Origin of the sequence: Noviherbaspirillum aridicola, assembly GCF_019656455.1 — a bacterium.
GTDB classification, from domain to species: domain Bacteria; phylum Pseudomonadota; class Gammaproteobacteria; order Burkholderiales; family Burkholderiaceae_D; genus Noviherbaspirillum; species Noviherbaspirillum aridicola.
The window spans coordinates 16540-33532 of the sequence record NZ_BPMK01000007.1 but is presented as its reverse complement, the minus strand read 5'-3'; the positions used below and the strand labels follow the sequence as shown (position 1 = coordinate 33532).

Here is a 16993-nt window from a genome sequence, read left to right as displayed (position 1 = left end):
ACACTCGTTGAAATAGAAACGCGCAGAGACCCGGCAAGTCGGGTCTCTTTAGAGTCCGACGTAGTGAGGAAAGCGAGCGGGCCGCAAGAACAATGAAACGAACGGCTCGGTATCGGCTCGTTATCTCTAGAGAGATGGGGCACCGCAATCCTTTAGAGTCGCACGTAGTGATAGAGGCCAGGCGTCGCATTCTGAAGGACAGAGGCCCACGTAGTGGAGAACATAGGTATGCCCTATTTAGAGCCACACGTAGCGAAGGAAGGAGCTGCCAGTCCACCACCCGGCTCTACCCTCCACGAACAATCCCGTAATACCCCGCCAGCAGGAATCTCCATGACTTACCCAACAAGCAGTATGACCATTGATTCTGTACGTACAGCGCAGTTTAAGGGAACGCCCGTGCGAATCATCACTGCAGACAATGCGCTTTGGTTCGTAGCGTCCGACATCTTCCGGTGCCTTAGCGTGCAGAACACAACCACTGCAGTGCAGAACCTGCGTGAAGATGAAACCCGATTGGTTTCCATCCTTGGGAGCCGTCCACTGAATGCTTTGTCAGAGCACGGACTCCGTAAACGCCTGACGCGTTCAAGGAAGATGGAAGCGCAAGCCTTGCTTGATTGGACGCAACGCGAAGTTATCCGCGAGTGCGAGAGAGCTGAGGAGCAACCAGAGCCAGATGCAGTGCAGCGCCTTGCAGCCCGAGTGACTCAGTTGGAACGGCAACTCTCTGTACTCGTATAAGAACCTGAGCAGCCGCACCCTAGCACCACCGCCCGAGCAGGGCAACATGAATCACTCCGAGGCCCGCCACCATGCGGGCTTTGTCCATCTAATGCCGGATAACCTGGCCCGCACCAAGGCCCCCGAAGTGTCGGCCTTCACAGTTATAGAAACACCGCAATGAACCTCACGAAAGAACACGAGCAGTACCTCGACTGGGTACGCATTCAGGTGTGTTTGGTCAAATCCGGGCACAAGACGTTAGCCCAAGTCTCGGAGAAGTACCGCGCATGTGCCCGGCGTGAACTGGAAGCAGAGGGCTACAGGGAATCGGCCAAGGCTCCAAGTCTCGTCCTGCAATGGCAGCGTGAAGATAGGGAGCGCGCCAAGCAGCGCATGCACGAACTCCGTGCAGCGGGATGCGAAATGTACAGTCCAGGGCAAGATGTGTTTACAGCGGTAGTCCGCGAGCATTTGGACGGATGCGAAGCTGGAACGTACCCGACAGCTCGTGCTACTGCTGAGGCAGTGGCTGGTATTAACGCGCATAAGCTACTTGCCAAGACCAGTAAGAAGCGCATGAAGCAAGCCTTCCGAGATAACAAGGACCATTCAGCCATGAAAAGTATTTGCACTGTCGCCGATTACTCAACGCTTACCGCGGTGGCATCTGGGAGCGTATCGTCCTACCTGGGTGCCTTAGCGAACAGTCATAAACTGGCTCGACGCCTAGAGCGTATTGAAAGCAAAGCCGCTGAACTCGACGCCGAGCTGACAGCAGTGAGAGCAGAAGCAGTCCGAGCAAACGCTCGGCTGGGTCTGAAGGATCAAGGAAAAGACTGGAAGGAAAGGGCACGAACCATCCTTGCGGCAGATCCGGGAATCTCCAATCGAAAGCTCGGCGAGAGGGTCGGGGTGCATGAAAGCACAATCCGAAAGTACCGCACGGACTTGACCACTTAATAGCCCCGGCCAAACGCCCGCCGCGTGCGTACTCGGTACGCACCTGAAACACGGTGTTTCCATAAGCTCTAAAGAGCTATTACATCTCCGCTCTGTGCATGAAAGCGGAAGTGGCTTCCTCGGATGACAGAAGAACCATGACGATTGAACCTGTTCAGTTTATGGCTGAGCGATTCCTTGGAGCGGCAAGGCTGAGCTTCCCCGTCCTTGCTGAAACCCGTCGTGAGCGTTCCTGATGCCCTTGCCGGGGCATGTATCGAGAACGCGCAGTAGCATCCCCCTGAGCGTCTGAGCGTGAGCTTGGACTGCCTCTTATCGAGTGCGTAGCGCCATCCTCCGTGCAACGTAGTCCTCCCTTGCGTTGAGCAGCGCTCAGCAGTAACCCCGTTCAACCAGTCTTGCAACTGCCCGAGACCCGCGCAGTGCTTTTTCACGTCTATACCAGTATGAAAATCGTAGCAGCAGTACAAGGAATAACCGCAGCACCAGCAGCACAAACCACGGCAATGCCCCAAAGAACCAGCGTCAAGCCGTTCCCATACTCGATCGAAGAACTGGAAATCCTATTCATCCTCGACCGAAAGAACGGTGTACTTATCCGCGGGAAGCCCGCCCGAGGACGTAAGCGCGGGGAGATACCGCCCAAAGGGAACTACCGCCGTGTGAAGATCGATGGGAATCTGTACTTCGAGCACCGTGTTATCTGGATGATGGAGCACAGACAGCACATCCCAGAAGGATGCGAGATTGACCACATCAACCGTGACCACTATGACAACAGGCCCCAAAACCTGCGCCTCGCTCTGCACAGACAGAACCTCGTGAATCGAGAAGTTCCTACAGGCCGTTCAGGATTCCGGGGAGTACGCCGTTCCAGGAATGGCCGGTTCCAAGCATGCATCGTAGAGAACGGGAAGCGACACAGCCTCGGCAGCTTTGGTACGGCAGACGCTGCCGCTGCCGCGTATGACACAGCAGCCCTTCAACTACATGGTGCATTCGCAATGACGAACGCTCGAATGGGCCTCTTGCCGGACTGAATCCGCAACGCCCTCCGTGACGGCGCTGCACATGACAGCCAGCACTCCACATCCACAGCGCAACACCAATCCCTTGAATCCATCTGGCCGCTGAGGCGACTCGCTCCAGTGCGCCACCTAATGATCATCGCACCATGACAGCAGCAAATCCAATCCCGTTCTCAGTCGAGGAACTGGAATCGATCTTCGCCCTGGATCGAGAGAAAGGTCGCCTAGTCCGCACGAGGCCCGGTCAAGGACGGAAGAATAGGGACAACTTCAGAGCGGATTACCGATACGTTAGTATTAACGGGGTTCAGTACTTCGAGCACCGTTTGATCTGGATGCTTACTAATCGACAGCACATTCCGCCCGACATGGACGTGGATCACATCAACCGAAACAAGCGCGACAACAGGCCGGAGAACCTTCGGCTCGCAACCACTGCGCAAAACCGTGCAAACATTGGCAAGCAGCGCAATAACAGCACCGGCTACAAGGGTGTTTTCCTCGACAAGGGGAAGTTCCGAGCCAAAATCAAGACCAATGGCACACAGCGTTTCCTTGGCTCCTATGGCACCGCAGAAGCCGCAGCAGCAGCGTATGACAGCGCAGCCCTTGCGGCATTCGGTGAGTTCGCAATGACGAATGCACAGATGGGACTCCTAGCTGCATAGAGCGTCAACCCGCAGCCCCTGTATTCGCAATCCAAATCGAAAGCTCCCAGCCTCAAATCCCAACCGCTGTCCCCATCTGGCCTGCATGGCCGCACGCCCGCCAAGGAGCGGGAAGCGTGAGGCCGGGAATCCTGTACCGCTTGATAGCATTCACCAAAGGCCGGAGCGGATAAGCATCTCCTCCGTATTTGTCTCCGACATCCCCGGATTCATGCCCAGTCAATGCGTCGTTAATCTCTTTCGGAATCTCTGCTTCGCGCAGGACTTCCTTGAACAAATGCCTGAAGGAGTGGAACACCATACGCTTGTCCGCAACCATGCAAGCATCCCGCAGATAGCGGCCAAACCACTTGCTGAAGTTCCCGCCCTCCTTGCCGTCAATGCTTGGGACTAGCTTGTGGAAGATGCGCTTGCGCCCTTCGGCTTTTGCCCGCCGCACGTACTCGACAAAGCCTAGCCGCTCAAGCTCCGGGTGAACTGGAACCCGCCTGCGGCTCCCCGCATTCTTTAGTCCCTGGCCCTCGCCTTCGTCCGTAATCCTGATTACCCACGCGGAGGAGTCACTGCCTTCGTCGTGATAAGGCACTTGCATTACATCGTCAGGGTGCAACTGGCAAAGCTCCTCCAATCGGGCACCTGTAAAGAGTGCCAAGAGCGGAATCCAGTACGATGCATCCCCGCCACCGCCCTTCGGTCGATGCCCCGCTGTATAAACGGGACTGCTAAAGATGCCCCGGAGTGCAGGAAGATCGAACGACCTTCGCGCCTTCTCGCCGGTGGGAGCTTTGACGGTCAAGCCGGATGCCTCATTCGTCTTTATCAGGTCAAGACGCACCGCGTAGTTCAGGAGCTTTATCAGGCTCGCCAAGTGCATGTTGATGTTCTGGGGGGTCTGCCCTGCCTTCTGCAACTGCTCGATAAACCGGATCGCGTGCTGCCGTGTCACTTCCTCGACGGTATGAACACCGACCATTTCCTCGAATCGGCGTGCATGCATCCGTGTCCGGCTAATCGTGTTTTCCTCGGGCTGGACTCCCGACGCCCACTTATCAATCAGTAGATCGAAGCCGGTTTTCCCCTTGAACGCCGTCGCCGCTTTTGGATGGCCCTGCGCAGTTCGGCGTGATGCCCATGCACCGGCAGTACGGGCGGTTACGTCGCTTGCTGAAACCCCTTGCAATCTATTCCCGATGCCTCCTTGCTGGGAAAGATGGCGCTGCACTACGTCCGAGCAAAGCAGGCCGGGTTCAGCGCCGAACTCCCTGATCGCACCTGCAGCCGTAGCCACAGTAGATGGTTGCGCATCCGACAACTCACTGCCAGTTTGGGAGTGATTCGCTCTAAGCCGCTCGAACTCTCGGTCGAGTTCCACACCGATACTGCGGGCGAGTCGCTCCGCTTCCCTCCGGTCGGAAGTCCCAAGCGAGCGCATTATTTCTCGGCCTTTGAACTGCGCGAGTAGATCTAGGGGGATTTTGCGTCGGAAATAGTATCGAGAGCCGCGCTTTGCGAGATGTGTACACATAAGCCTATTAAGGTTAGGTGTAACACCCACGGGGTACTTTCCCCGCTTGAAAGCCTTGCTGGCTCTAGGTTCCGCGTCCCATAAGGACTTTGGGACGGATGGCGCGGCTGGCGGGGATCGAACCCACGACCCTTGGCTTCGGAGGCCAATACTCTATCCACTGAGCTACAGCCGCTGCATGGGGTGAAGAGGCAGAAGAATACCGGGTTTCCGTCTTGCCGTCCATGCAGTTACCGCCGTTGCGGGCTGCGCCGGAGCAAAAAAACATGCGAAAGCCGGCCTGCGCGGGTATGCCGATGGGTATCGGGTGCATGCCAATTCGGCAGTTTTCCGACTATAATCAAGGGTTTTGCAAAGGTTTACCGCACGGCCGCATGCCGCATTCTCGTATCTGAATAATGTCCTGAGGGAATAATGAGCGACGCACACAACGAACACCAATCTCTAATCAAGACGCCGAAGCAGTTGGTCGCGGTGGTCATCGCGGCCTTCGTGGTGCCGATCATCTGCATCGTGTTGCTGGTGCAGTACGTGGCGAACACCGAGAAGGCGGGTGCGGGCTCGGACAGCCAGTCCCCGGAATCGATCGCGGCACGGCTGGCGCCGGTCGCCGACCAGGGCTTCACCTTCAAGGATGCGAGCGCGCCGAAGCAGCTTCAGGCTGGCGACGCGGTGTACAAGATGGTTTGCGCGGCCTGCCATGACAGCGGTGCGGCCGGCGCGCCCAAGACCGGCGACGCCGGTGCATGGACGGCCCGCCTTGCCCAGGGTCAGGCGACGCTCGTCGAGCACGCGATCAAGGGCATCCGCGCCATGCCGGCCAAGGGCGGCAATCCGGATCTGGACGATATCGAAGTCGAGCGCGCGGTGGTCTTCATGGCCAACCAGTCCGGCGGCAAGCTGAAGGAACCGGCAGCCAAGGCACCGGCCCAGGCAGAGGGCGCTCCGGCGGCTTCCGAAGCCGGCGCCCAGACGGCTTCCGCCACCGCACCGGTGGCCTCCTCGCCGACGCAGCAGCAGAAAGCCGTGGCCGACGCCGGCAAGTCCGACGCAAAGGTCGACGGCAAGAAGGTGTACGACACCGCTTGCGCCGCCTGCCACGCCACCGGCGTCGCGGGTGCGCCGAAGGTGGGCGACAAGGAAAACTGGGCGCCGCGCATCAAGCAGGGCAATGCCACGTTGTACGAGCATGCGATCAAGGGCTTCCAGGGCAAGGCCGGCATGATGCCGCCGAAGGGTGGCTCCGCCGCCTCGGACGACGAGGTCAAGGCTGCGGTGGACTACATGGTCTCCGCATCGAAGTAAGCATCCCGCACTGCAAAAAGAAAGCCGACCCGAGGGTCGGCTTTTTCATTTCCGTTCCGGTTCAGCGGCCCGCCGGGTACGGCGGCGAATACACCGGCTGCCCCGGCTGCTGGTAGACCGGCTGGCCCTGATACACCGGCTGGCCCTGCTGGTAGACGGGCTGACCGCCCTGCTGATACACCGGCTGTCCCTGCTGATACACGGGCTGGCCCTGCTGCGGTATCGGCTGCGCCCCTTGCCCCTGCTGCGCCACCGCCTGCGGTTCGGCCACGAAAATCTCGACCCGGCGGTTGCGTGCGCGGTTGACCTCGGTGTCATTGGAGACCAGCGGCTCCCGCGAGCCGCGGCCGTCGATGCTGATGCGGTTGGCTGCAACGCCGCGCGAGGTCAGGTAGTCGCGCGCCGAGGCCGCGCGGTTGACCGACAGCGGGTTGTTGATGGCATCGCCGCCCGTGCTGTCGGTGTGGCCGATGATGGTAACCTGGGCGTAGGGGTTGCTGACCAGGCCTTGCGCGAACTTGTCCAGGATGGGGCGGAAGTTGGACTTGATTTCGGCGCGGTTGGTATCGAAGGAGATGTCGCTGGGGATGTCGAGCTTGAGCCGGTTGTCGGCGGTCTGCGTCACCTGCACGCCGGTGCCCTGGGTCGCCTGCTCCATCTGCCGCTTCTGCTGCTCCATGCGGCTCGACCAGATGTTGCCGATCACCGCGCCGGCAGCGCTGCCGAGCACCGCGCCGGTGGCGGCGCGCCTTCCGCCGCCCGGGCCCACCGTTCCGCCGAGGACGGCGCCGACGCCGGCACCGATGCCGGCCCCGGTGGCCGTGCCGCGCTGCACTTCATTCATGTTGGCGCAGCCGGTGAGCGCCATGACCGCCGCGAGCGAAGTGAGGGTGAAGTGTTTGACCATCATGCTGTCCTTGAATGTTTTTGATTCACTTTTGGACAGATGGCGGTTGAGCCGAGTTCGAGAGGTTACAAATGCTCACCCGGCGCCGCGGCCCTGCCCCGGCGGCGACGCAGGAAGGCGAGTGCGCCGGTCGCGAGGCCGGCAAGAGCGCCGCCGCGCAGCAGCAGCCGGACCAGTCCGCCGCGCCCGCGGAGCAGGGATGCGCCGCCGGCAAGCAGGGGCAGGACGGTGGCGAGATCGAGTCGCGACAGGTCGAGGCCGGTCTTTTGTTCGGCGGCGCCGACCACGCGGCCAGCTACCTGCTGCAGCGCCGCGCGGGCGAGCGCCTGCGGCTGCGCGGCGGCGCGTATCGCCTCCCTGCCGGCGACCAGTTCGGCGCGGTACATCGCGCCGAGAGCAAGCAATTCCTTCTTGCGCAGAGCGCGATCATGCATGGCCATCCCCTCGCAGCAGTGCGTCGCGGTCCTTGCGCAGCTCGTCCATGGTCAACGGCAGCGACAGTTTTCCCGGCGCCAGCAAGGCCCGGATCTGCCGGTACAGCAGGAAGGCGCCGAGCGACCACGCGAGTGCGACCAGCAGCAAAATCGTCCAGCCCATCCTGTCCCAGCCCAGCACGACGACCAGCGCGGTCCAGCAGCCGAGGGCGAACAGCAGCGCCAGCATGCCGGCAGCGCCGACCAGCAACAGGCGGACCAGATTGTCCCGCAGCTCGCCAAGCTCGATGGCGGCCAGTTCGGCGCGGCTGCCGAGCAGGGCGGACAGGTTGCCGAGGAAGTTGCCGAGGCTGACGGCCAGCCCCGGGCTGGCCTCGTCGGCGTGCGGGTCGGGTGCGTTCATCGGCGCGAGATCAGCAGGCCCACGACCAGTCCGATGCCGGCGGCCAGGCCGACCGCCTGCCACGGCTTCTGGTGCACGAACTCGTCCGCGCCGTGCGCGGCTGCCTTGCCTTTTTCAAGCGCGACAGCCTGCACCTCGTGGGCCTTTTCCATCGCTCCGTCGAGCAGCTTCAGGCCGCGCGCGCGCAGGTCTTCGGCTTTTTCGCCGGTGTTATGGGAGGCTTCGCGAAAAAGCTCGCGGGCGTCTTCGATCAGGGTCTTCATGTCGTTACGCACGGTCTTGATGCTGGGATTGGGCATGGCTGTACTCCTTTCGAAAAATCAAGCAGCGATTCTAACGCGGACGCCGCTCGTCTTTACCTAAAGGTAACACAGTGGGAACGGGCAAGTCCTGGCGGCAACAGGCAGAGCCCCACGCTTCTTGACCTCGGTCAGGCGGGGCAGAACCGCCGGGACTCGCTTCGCCACAAATCCTCGTCGGGGGCCTGCGCTTGTGTCGGCATGGCGCCTGTTGTAACTGTTGTTACGTGTCAACATGTTGCCGCATGGATTTGTCTTAATATGCGCGCATCCGGCGCAAAGCGCCTGCCTGAGAGGAAATCACTATGCAACACAAGCTGAAGATCGTCGCCGGTGTCCTGTTTGCCGCCATCGCCGGCTCCGCGCACGCGAGCGACGTGAACGTGGGCGTGAGCCTGTCGGGCGAAGTCGCGCCAGGCGTCTACGGCCGGGTCGACATCGGCAATACCCGCCCCGTCCTGGTTTATCAGCAGCCGATGGTCATCGTGCGGGAAGCGCGCCCGGTACGCCCGGTCTACATGCATGTGCCGCCGGGCCATGCAAAGAACTGGGGCAAGCATTGCCATCGTTACGACGCCTGCGGCGTGCCGGTGTATTTCGTGAAATCCGCGGAATACGAACCGCGCCGTCATCGACATGACGACGGCCATCACTACCGCGGCAAGGACCGGGACCATCACGATGGCCACCATGGCCGCGGCAAGGATCGCGACCATCACGACGGCCATCATGGCCGCGGCCATGGCAAGGGCCATGGCGAAGGTCACGGCAAGGGCAAGCACCACGACTGAACCAGCCGTCCGATGTGAAAAAGCGGCCTTCGAGGCCGCTTTTTTTGTCGCCGGCCGGAGCCGGGGCTTACTTGCTCGCGCCGGCTGCGGGGGATGAAGTGTCGCCCGTGCTGTTGCCGCTGGTCGCGCTGCCGCTGGCGCGGTCGCTCTTGCGGGCGGCCTTTTTCTCTTCCTTCTTCTCTTCCTTCCGGGCCGATTTCTTTGCGCTCGACGGCTTGGTGGCGGGATCGTTGCTGGCCGCGGAGCCGCTCAGCGCGGCGCCCTTGTCGGTCTGCTGGCCGACGGGTGCGGTGCCGGTGCCTGCGGAACTGCCCGATGACGAGCTCGCCCCTGCCTGGCCTGACGAGGACGCGCCGCTGCTTGCGCCCGGGGCAGGCGTATTCGAGGGGATCGAGGTCGACGTGCCGGTGCCACCGACCATGCCTGCGTCGCTGCCGGTACCGGCGCCGGTGGCACCGGTGGCGTTCTGGGATTTGATCTGCTGCTGCGTCGATGTCCCGCTGGTCGACGAGGACTGGGCCAATGCGAGGGAGGATACCGATGCGACGATCACGAACGACAGGGTTTTCAGTGTATTGAGCGTCATGACTTGGACTCCTTGGATGGACTGCATTCATGGAATGAACCTGCTGCAGCTGTTTCGACTGCGGCGAGGGAATGCATGTTCAGGAGCGACGGCGAAAGCAGCGCAGCATTGGCTGTTAAAGCGCAAGGAAACCGCTGATATTCAAGCCGTTCCGCGTATGTAAGCGGGTGTAACGCAGACTCACTGGTCCATCTGCGGCTCGGCGATGCTGCGCAGCTGGAAGCGGCCGTCACTGTTGAACAGCCAGGTCTCGGCGAGCTCGAGCCGGCCGTGACGCAGCAGGTGGGAGGCGGGCTTGGGGAAGGGGGCGGCTCCGCGCAGGGTGGCCAGCGCGGTGCTCTCGGTTTCGCGGTCACGGTTGGAGCGCATGATCTCGCTGCGGATCAGCGAGCCACCGCTATCCACTGTGTAGCGGACCACGACGACCGAGCGCAGCAGCGCCTGTGGGCGGCCGACATAGACGCGGGTGGAATTGACCTGCGAAATGCGCTGCGCGACATCGCGCTTGTAGCCTTCGACGGTCTGCGCGGTGGAGGTGGCGTCGCGGCGGGTCTCGACCCGGTCGTCGGACGGGCCGCCAGGACGGCCGGCCGGCGTCCTGTCGTCGCGGGATGCGCAGGCGGCCAGCAGGCCGGCGGCTAACAGTATGGCGAATCGGGTATGCATGGCACGCTCCGGGGCGGACTTGGGCAAGCGCGGGGAATTCGAAAAACATTAATCGATCCCGTCGATGCCGCTTCGCAATCTTACCGCTGCTTACAAGTCGGCGGCACCGGGGCGGTCGGTTTCAGGAAAGGCGCCGTGTCGCCGGAACTGCTCGGTGGCGGCGACCAGCGCATGCGCGGTACCGGGTTCGAAAGCGGAATGGCCGGCGTCGCCGACGATGCGCAGGCGCGAGCCGGGCCAGGCCGCGTGCAGGCGGTGCGCGGTGGCCGGCGGACAGACGACGTCGTAGCGGCCCTGGACGATGAAGGCGGGCAGATGGCGGATGCGGCCGAGGCCGGCGATCAGTTCGTCCGGCTCGAAAAATCCCTGGTGGCGGAAGTAATGGGCCTCCAGGCGGCCGATGCCGAGGCTGGCGTCGTCGTCGGACCAGTCGTCGACCACCTCCGGATCGGGCAGCAGGAACAGGCAGGCGGCTTCGTAACGGCTCCAGCTGCGGGCCGCGGGCAGGTAGACGGCGGGATCCTCGCTGAACAGGCGACGGCAATAGGCCTGCAGCAGATCCGGGCGTTCCGCGGGCGGAATCGGCGCGACGAAAGCCTCATGCACTTCCGGGAAGAACCAGCGCATGCCGTGCATGAACCAGTCGATTTCGGCGGGTGTGCAGAGGAAGATGCCGCGCAGGATGAAGCCGAGGCAGCGTGCGGGATGGGCCTGGCCGTAGGCCAGTGCCAGCGTCGAGCCCCAGGAGCCGCCGAACAGCAGCCAGCGCTCGATGCCGAGCAGTTCGCGCAGGCGCTCGATGTCCTGTATCAGCAGCTGCGTGGTGTTGTTCCGGTATTCGCCCAGCGGCGTCGACTTGCCTGCGCCGCGCTGGTCGAACATCACGATGCGGTAATGCGCGGGATCGAAGAAGCGGCGATGCGCGGGCGAGGTGCCGCCTCCCGGCCCGCCGTGGAGAAACAGCACGGGCACGCCGTCGGGCCTGCCCGATTCTTCCCAGTACAGCGTGTGAATATCGTCCACCTGCATCATGCCGGCGCGGCGCGGCTCGATCGGCGGGAATAGCGGCAGGTCGCTGGATCTCATGTCGAAATGGGCAAGACGGGAGGTGCGAACATTCTAGACTAGCCAAACGAAAATATTTGCTGTATATTTCAGGCCCTTCAGACGTCGTGACAAACGTCGCATCACCGGCCTGCCGGGGATGAGCAGTTTTCAGGAGTGGTAGTTCAGTCGGTTAGAATACCGGCCTGTCACGCCGGGGGTCGCGGGTTCGAGTCCCGTCCACTCCGCCAGACAAAAAAAGACGAACCTTCGGGTTCGTCTTTTTTTTCGTCCACACATCCGCAAGCGGCAAGGACGGCATCGCCGCCCTGCCCGCCAGCCTGCCTCAGGCAGCCTTCTTCTGCTGTTCCTCGCCGCCGAGCGCCAGCACCAGGTCGGCCACCAGCTGCGCCAGCTCGCCGCTCATCAGCGCGAAATCGGTATCGAAGCGCTCATCCTCGTTCATGGTCGCGGCGTCGGCGTTTTCCTTGAGCACGTCGAGCGGCGCGACGCGCTTGATGGCCAGCGTCTCGGTCAGCACGAAGGAGACGCGGTCGTTCCAGGTCATGGCCAGCCGGGTGCACTGCTTGCCTGCGGCGATATGGCGGCGCACGTCTTCCGCTTCCAGCGTGTGGCGCACATAGCGCACGGTGGCCTTGCCTTCTCCGGTGGCGCGCAGCTCGGTGTCCTGGTCGACGGTGAAGCCGGCCGGGGCCTCGTCGGCGGCCAGCCAGTCGGTCATCGCCGACTGCGGCGAGCGCTCGGTGCGCAGCGAGGCGAAGGGCAGCGTGTCGAGCGACTTGAGCAGCAGCTTGAAGACTTCATCGGCCTTGGCGGCGCTGGCGGCATCGACCGCCATCCAGCCGTGCACCGGATCGATCCAGACGCGGGTGCTGCGGCGGATGCTGAAGGCGCGCGGCAGCAGCTCTTCGGTGACCTGCTCCTTGAGCTCCTTCATCTGCTTGCGGCCGGGCTTGAAGCCCTGCTGCTCTTCCAGTTCAGTGGCGCGCGCCTTGGTCACCTGGTTGATCACTGACGACGGCAGCAGTTTTCTTTCGCTGCCGAGCTGCAGCAGCAGCTGGCGGTTCACGGTGTGCACCAGCATGCCGTTCTCGCGCGGCGAGAGCCAGCCGCTGCTGTCCATGTCGCCGCTGCCGCAGGGCGCGAAGGCTTGCGGCGCGAGCTTTTCTTCCAGCTGTTCGGCGGTCCAGGTCCAGGGCGCGGTGAGTCGGTAAAGCTGCAGATTCTTGAACCACATGAGACGGCATTCCTTGTAAAAAACGAGGGGCCATTCTACACGCGGGTATGGCCCCAGTCAGTGGCGCGCGTGCCGCATCAGCGATTGACAAAACGCGCGGGAAACAGCCTTTGCAGGATCCGCGCGCGTGCGCGCACAGATGCAATTTCTCACGCCTGTGGACGCAGCGCGACGCTGCCTCAGGTGGCGAACAGGTCGTGCTGCACCGCGTCCTGCGGCGCCTCGTCGGGCCGCGCCAGCGCCCCCGCCCGCACGCCGAGCAGGCGGATGCGCCGCTCCAGCGGCACGCGACGCAGGCATTCGCCGGCGGCACGGCGTATCGTCGCCGGGTCGGCGGTGGGCGCGGTCAGCGTGATGTCGCGGGTGACGGTGCGGAAGTCGGCGAAGCGCAGCTTGATGCCGATGGTGCGGCTGACATAGCCCTTGCGCTTGAGGTCGTCGGCCACCCGCGTGCAGAGACCGGTAAAGATGCCCGACAGCGTATCGCGGTCCAGCCGCGCATGCAGGTCGCGCTCGAAGGTGGTTTCGCGGCTGATCGACTTCGGTTCGGAGCTGGTGACGACCGGGCGCTGATCCCTGCCGTGGGCGACGCTGTGCAGCCACTCCGCATAGTTGCGGCCGAAATGCGTCTGCAGCAGTCCGGCGTCGGCATGGGCGAGATCGCCTACCGTGAGAATGCCGAGCGCACCCAGCTTGTCGTTGGCCTTCGGACCGATGCCATTGATCTTGCGCACCGCCAGCGGCCAGATGCGCGCCGGGATGTCGGCCTCGCCGATGATGGTCAGGCCATTGGGTTTTTCGAGGTCGGAGCAGATCTTCGCCAGCAGCTTGTTGGGGGCGATGCCGATCGAGCAGGACAGGCCGGTGGCGTCGCGCACCGCCTGCTTGATGCGCGTGCCGAGCGAGCGCGAGTCTTCGTCGATGGCGCTGAGGTCGATATAGATCTCGTCGATGCCGCGGTCTTCGATGTGCGGCGCGATCGATGCGACGGCGGCCTTGAACAGGCGGGAGTAATGACGATAGGCGTCGAAGTCGGCCGGCAGCAGGATCGCGTCGGGCGCGAGCTGCGCGGCCTTCATCACGCCCATGGCGGAGAACACGCCTAGTGCGCGCGCCTCGTAGGTGGAAGTGGTCACTACGCCGCGTCCCGCGTACTCGCGCAGGCGGGAAAATTCACGGCTGCCGTCGGCGCGCTCGGCGGGCTTGTGGATGGAGCGGCCGCCGATCACGACGGGCTGGCCGCGCAGCTCGGGGTAACGCAGCAATTCGACCGACGCATAGAAGGCATCCATATCGAGATGCGCGATACGGCGGTCCGGGGCATTCATGGGAGCTGGGGCGGGTGCTGAACAGGTCAAGGTCTTGCCTGCGCATTGTACGCGCGGGGCAAGAAAAACGCCGCCGGGAATCGCTCCCCGGCGGCGCATGAGTCGAGCGTCGTCGCCTGGCTTAGCGGCTGGTGCTGCCGGAGGTGCCGCTGCCCGAGGCGCCGGTGCCGCTGGTCGCGCCCGGAGCGGGCGTGTTCGACGGTACCGAGGTCGAGGTGCCGGTGCCCCCCACCATGCCGGCATCGCTGCCGGTGCCCGAACCGGTCGCGCCGGTGGCGTTCTGGGCCGGGATGGAATTGGAGGACGAAGCGCCGGAAGCGCCGCTGCTCATGCCGGTCGAGCCGCCGCTGCTCATGCCGCTGGACGAGCTTCCCGTGGTGGAGCCGCCGCTGCTCATGCCGCTGGAGGAGGTGCCGGTGGTGGAGTCTCCGCCGCTCATGCCGCTGGCCGAAGTGCCGCTGCCGGAACTGCCGCTGCTCATGCCGCCGGAGGTGCCGGTGGCGGAGCCGCTCGGGATCGAGCCGGGCGCCGGGGTGTTCGAGGGCACCGAAGTCGAGGTGCCGGTGCCGCCGACCATGCCGGCATCGCTGCCGGTGGTGGCGCCGCTGGCGCCGGTGGCGTTCTGCGCGGGGATCGAGTTGGACGGCACTGTGGTCGATTGCGCATAAGCGAGGTTGGCACAGGCGATGACCGCCGAGCCGATTAAGATCCTGTGTAGTCTTGCCATGATGTACTCCTGGGATTCGTTGCGTCACTGATGGCGGCCTGCGCCATCCCGTCGAGAGCCGAAGACCCGCCAGGGCTGCTCTCATTGTCCGAGTGACAAAGACGCGAACGCGAAAGTTCCAGTCTCGCCAGGTTGAAGTGCTGCCGTGCATGGCGCGCACAACTGCGCGGGGGACGCAAAATTTACATCCGCTGCGATGGCTTCGTCTCCGCGCGCGGCGCGCGTGAGCGAGGCATGCTTATTGCACCGCCTCCGTGATGCGCTTCGCATTCATTCATCAAAGAGGAGTTCATCATGGCAGGCAGCACACTTGACCCGGACCTGATGCCGGAACCGGACCGCTCCCTGGGCAGCGGGCACGACAGCAAGTCGCTCGGCCCGAGCGACGTAACCGACACCGGCAGCGATGTGCAACCCGGCATCAAGGCAGTGGAAGAAGACGATATCGGCCTGGACAAGGGCACGACCGAGGATCCGGACACGCGCCTGATCGACGTCGAGGGCGACTCGGATGCGACCGGCACCGGGGAGCGGGCGACCGCGGTAAGGGAATCGGTGGAGACGGCGGCGGACATCAACATCGACCGCATCGACGAGGTCAATGACGACATGCCGGGCGGCCTCGACGACATGCCGCGGCCCGGCGGCCGCAACGGCGAGCAGCGTCAGCAGGGGCGTCCCTGATGGCCGAGGCGCCGCTGCTCGACTGCCTGATCATCGGCGGCGGGGCCGCCGGGCTGACGGCCGCGATCTACCTCGCGCGCTATCGCCGGCGCCTGATGCTGCTCGACGGCGATGCCAGCCGGCTGCACAAGATTCCGACATCGCACAACTATCCCGGATTCGTCGCCGGGGTGCACGGCGAGGATCTGCTCGGCCGCCTGCGCGCGCAGGCGCTGGAATACGGCGCGCCGATGGCGACCGGCATCGTCGATCGCCTGCAGCGCAATGACGACGGCAGCTTCACCGCCTGGTGCGGCAGGCAGGCCTGGCATGCACGCTATGTGATCCTGGCGACCGGGGTGCAGGACGTGGAGCCGGGCTTCGGCGAGGTCGCCGAGGCGGTGGCGGGCGGACAGCTTCGGTACTGCCCGATCTGCGACGGCTTCGAAGCGATCGGCAAGCGGGTGGCGGTGATCGGCCGCGGCGATGCGGCGGTGGGCGAGGCGGAGTTCATCCGCCACTTCGCGCACGAGCTCACGCTGTTTTCGGTCGCCGACACGCCGCCGCTCTCCGAACAGAGCTGTGCTCGCCTGCGCGCCGCGGACATCGGATGGTGTCCGGAGCCGGTGGAGAGGCTGGTCCACGAAGACCATGCGGTGCTGGTGCAGGCGCGCGGCCAGCCGGCGCGGCGCTTCGATGTGATCTACGCCGCGCTCGGCACCCTCGTCAACGGCGGACTGGCGCAGCTGCTCGGCGCGCGCGCGAGTGACGAAGGCGAGCTGCATGTCGACGACCATCAGCAGACCACGGTCGATGGCCTCTATGCGGCCGGCGACGTGGTGCTGGGCCTGAACCAGATCGCGGTGGCCATGGGACATGCGGCAATCGCGGCCACGGCCGTTCACAACCGCCTGCGCAGGCAGGATGACCGTCTTCAGTAATCGCCTTCGGACACCAGGAAGTCGGTGACCACCGCTTCCCGTACCTTGTCGGTCTTGAGCAGCTGGTTGCAGGTTTCGGCGATGTCCTGCTGCAGCTGGCGGATGCCGCGCGGGCCGCGCGAGGCGACCGGGTCGGCCTGCATCAGCGCCACCTTCACCGCCTCTTCAAGCCCGCGCCGGTTGCCGGCGGCCCAGTCGGCGGCGGTGCCGTCGGTGCGGATGGCGACGGTGGCGGCCATCGAATGCCCGTCGCGGCTGATCGCCACGCGGGGCAGGGTCAGGTAATGCACTTCGGCCTGGAGCCGCTGGGCACGTTCGAAGTACAGCCAGATCGCACCGAAGCCGACGATCAGCGCGACGATCGACACCAGCACGGTATTGCGTACCGAGCGGTCTCTTGCGGTTGGCTTCGGCATGATCAGTGCAGCTTGTCGTGCTGCACCAGTATCCACGGCTTGACCACGACCGCCCACAGGGTGGCGTCGGTCTGTACCCATGTCTGCGCCTGGTCGTCGCTCACGCGCGCCACGCGGCTGTCGGCCATCCACCCGGCGACGGCGTCCTTGTCATCGCTGGCGATGCGGTAGGCCACTTCGACGAGGTCGAGGTCGGCGGCCACCGAAATCATCGCCCCACTGGCGAAGAAGCGCTGCAGCTCGCTCCATTTCATGCGGGAGGTTTCGCCGTTGATCTTGGCGCGCAGCAGCTCGCCCTGTTCGTGATTCTTGCTCATG

Annotated in this window: 21 protein-coding genes and 2 tRNA genes; 9 read left to right on the top strand and 14 right to left on the bottom strand. The window is 63.8% G+C overall.

Annotation, left to right across the window (positions count from 1 at the left end; genetic code table 11):
• Nucleotides 1-333 precede the first annotated feature (333 nt).
• From NCCP691_RS08865 to NCCP691_RS08850, 4 genes are all read left to right on the top strand, one after another.
• The gene (locus NCCP691_RS08865) at nt 334-744 is read left to right on the top strand and encodes a BRO-N domain-containing protein (RefSeq protein WP_220807908.1); all 411 of its coding nucleotides are present in this window, start codon (nt 334-336) and stop codon (nt 742-744) included.
• Nucleotides 745-903: 159 nt separating this feature from the next.
• Nucleotides 904-1686 (top strand): hypothetical protein, encoded by a 783-nt coding sequence (locus NCCP691_RS08860; RefSeq protein ID WP_220807907.1) that lies wholly within the window; start codon nt 904-906, stop codon nt 1684-1686.
• 446 nt (nt 1687-2132) lie between these two features.
• Nucleotides 2133-2726 carry an HNH endonuclease signature motif containing protein gene (locus NCCP691_RS21600; RefSeq protein ID WP_373870343.1) on the top strand — a complete coding sequence of 198 codons (594 nt, stop codon included), beginning with the start codon at nt 2133-2135 and terminating at the stop codon, nt 2724-2726.
• Nucleotides 2727-2860: 134 nt separating this feature from the next.
• Complete coding sequence (locus tag NCCP691_RS08850; protein ID WP_220807905.1) at nt 2861-3382, top strand: HNH endonuclease signature motif containing protein; 522 nt, start codon at nt 2861-2863, stop codon at nt 3380-3382.
• Between the two features lie 52 nt (nt 3383-3434).
• Here NCCP691_RS08850 and NCCP691_RS08845 read toward each other — a convergent pair whose 3' ends face one another.
• Both NCCP691_RS08845 and NCCP691_RS08840 read right to left on the bottom strand, forming a co-directional pair.
• Complete coding sequence (locus NCCP691_RS08845) at nt 3435-4907, bottom strand: DUF6538 domain-containing protein (RefSeq protein ID WP_309295114.1); 1473 nt, start codon at nt 4905-4907, stop codon at nt 3435-3437.
• Nucleotides 4908-5006: 99 nt separating this feature from the next.
• A tRNA-Arg gene (locus NCCP691_RS08840) sits at nt 5007-5082 on the bottom strand.
• Nucleotides 5083-5321: 239 nt separating this feature from the next.
• Between NCCP691_RS08840 and NCCP691_RS08835 the strand changes: the two genes are divergently transcribed.
• On the top strand, nt 5322-6212 hold the full coding sequence (locus NCCP691_RS08835; protein ID WP_220807903.1) for a c-type cytochrome: 891 nt from the start codon (nt 5322-5324) through the stop codon (nt 6210-6212).
• A 61-nt stretch (nt 6213-6273) separates the two neighbouring features.
• On the opposite strand, the gene NCCP691_RS08830 is transcribed toward NCCP691_RS08835, so the two are convergent.
• From NCCP691_RS08830 to NCCP691_RS08815, 4 genes are all read right to left on the bottom strand, one after another.
• Nucleotides 6274-7119, bottom strand: a complete 846-nt coding sequence (locus tag NCCP691_RS08830; RefSeq protein ID WP_220808093.1) for a YiaD family glycine zipper/OmpA-like lipoprotein — start codon at nt 7117-7119, stop codon at nt 6274-6276.
• A 65-nt stretch (nt 7120-7184) separates the two neighbouring features.
• The gene (locus NCCP691_RS08825; RefSeq protein WP_220807902.1) at nt 7185-7553 is read right to left on the bottom strand and encodes a hypothetical protein; all 369 of its coding nucleotides are present in this window, start codon (nt 7551-7553) and stop codon (nt 7185-7187) included.
• Complete coding sequence (locus NCCP691_RS08820; RefSeq protein ID WP_220807901.1) at nt 7546-7956, bottom strand: phage holin family protein; 411 nt, start codon at nt 7954-7956, stop codon at nt 7546-7548. Before NCCP691_RS08820 ends, NCCP691_RS08825 begins: the two co-directional genes overlap by 8 nt.
• Nucleotides 7953-8255, bottom strand: a complete 303-nt coding sequence (locus NCCP691_RS08815; protein ID WP_220807900.1) for an ElaB/YgaM/YqjD family protein — start codon at nt 8253-8255, stop codon at nt 7953-7955. The genes NCCP691_RS08820 and NCCP691_RS08815 overlap by 4 nt, the downstream gene beginning before the upstream one ends.
• A 305-nt stretch (nt 8256-8560) precedes the next feature.
• Between NCCP691_RS08815 and NCCP691_RS08810 the strand changes: the two genes are divergently transcribed.
• Complete coding sequence (locus NCCP691_RS08810; protein WP_220807899.1) at nt 8561-9046, top strand: hypothetical protein; 486 nt, start codon at nt 8561-8563, stop codon at nt 9044-9046.
• Nucleotides 9047-9113: 67 nt separating this feature from the next.
• On the opposite strand, the gene NCCP691_RS08805 is transcribed toward NCCP691_RS08810, so the two are convergent.
• From NCCP691_RS08805 to pip, 3 genes are all read right to left on the bottom strand, one after another.
• Nucleotides 9114-9632 (bottom strand): hypothetical protein, encoded by a 519-nt coding sequence (locus NCCP691_RS08805; protein WP_220807898.1) that lies wholly within the window; start codon nt 9630-9632, stop codon nt 9114-9116.
• Between the two features lie 180 nt (nt 9633-9812).
• Entirely contained in the window at nt 9813-10298 is a 486-nt protein-coding gene (locus tag NCCP691_RS08800) for an energy transducer TonB family protein (RefSeq protein ID WP_220807897.1), read from the bottom strand.
• A gap of 90 nt (nt 10299-10388) precedes the next feature.
• The gene (gene pip / locus NCCP691_RS08795; RefSeq protein ID WP_220807896.1) at nt 10389-11384 is read right to left on the bottom strand and encodes a prolyl aminopeptidase; all 996 of its coding nucleotides are present in this window, start codon (nt 11382-11384) and stop codon (nt 10389-10391) included.
• A 132-nt stretch (nt 11385-11516) separates the two neighbouring features.
• Between pip and NCCP691_RS08790 the strand changes: the two genes are divergently transcribed.
• A tRNA-Asp gene (locus NCCP691_RS08790) sits at nt 11517-11593 on the top strand.
• Between the two features lie 95 nt (nt 11594-11688).
• On the opposite strand, the gene NCCP691_RS08785 is transcribed toward NCCP691_RS08790, so the two are convergent.
• The 3 genes from NCCP691_RS08785 to NCCP691_RS08775 all read right to left on the bottom strand — a co-directional run bounded on the left by NCCP691_RS08785 (nt 11689) and on the right by NCCP691_RS08775 (nt 14655).
• Nucleotides 11689-12600 (bottom strand): recombination-associated protein RdgC, encoded by a 912-nt coding sequence (locus NCCP691_RS08785; RefSeq protein WP_220807895.1) that lies wholly within the window; start codon nt 12598-12600, stop codon nt 11689-11691.
• A 179-nt stretch (nt 12601-12779) separates the two neighbouring features.
• Nucleotides 12780-13928, bottom strand: a complete 1149-nt coding sequence (gene dinB, locus NCCP691_RS08780) for a DNA polymerase IV (protein WP_220807894.1) — start codon at nt 13926-13928, stop codon at nt 12780-12782.
• Nucleotides 13929-14049: 121 nt separating this feature from the next.
• The gene (locus NCCP691_RS08775; protein WP_220807893.1) at nt 14050-14655 is read right to left on the bottom strand and encodes a hypothetical protein; all 606 of its coding nucleotides are present in this window, start codon (nt 14653-14655) and stop codon (nt 14050-14052) included.
• A gap of 294 nt (nt 14656-14949) precedes the next feature.
• Here NCCP691_RS08775 and NCCP691_RS08770 point away from each other — a divergent pair, with 294 nt between their 5' ends.
• A complete protein-coding gene (locus NCCP691_RS08770; RefSeq protein WP_220807892.1) occupies nt 14950-15339 on the top strand; it encodes a hypothetical protein in 390 nt (129 codons plus the stop codon).
• Nucleotides 15339-16259, top strand: a complete 921-nt coding sequence (locus NCCP691_RS08765) for an NAD(P)/FAD-dependent oxidoreductase (RefSeq protein WP_220807891.1) — start codon at nt 15339-15341, stop codon at nt 16257-16259. The genes NCCP691_RS08770 and NCCP691_RS08765 overlap by 1 nt, the downstream gene beginning before the upstream one ends.
• Here the strand turns inward: NCCP691_RS08765 and NCCP691_RS08760 are convergent.
• Together NCCP691_RS08760 and NCCP691_RS08755 are read right to left on the bottom strand one after the other, a co-directional pair.
• On the bottom strand, nt 16253-16675 hold the full coding sequence (locus tag NCCP691_RS08760; RefSeq protein ID WP_220807890.1) for a hypothetical protein: 423 nt from the start codon (nt 16673-16675) through the stop codon (nt 16253-16255). The two genes, NCCP691_RS08765 and NCCP691_RS08760, sit on opposite strands and share 7 nt — an antisense overlap.
• A 2-nt stretch (nt 16676-16677) precedes the next feature.
• Nucleotides 16678-16992 (bottom strand): DUF2288 domain-containing protein, encoded by a 315-nt coding sequence (locus NCCP691_RS08755; RefSeq protein WP_220807889.1) that lies wholly within the window; start codon nt 16990-16992, stop codon nt 16678-16680.
• Nucleotide 16993: the final 1 nt, after the last annotated feature.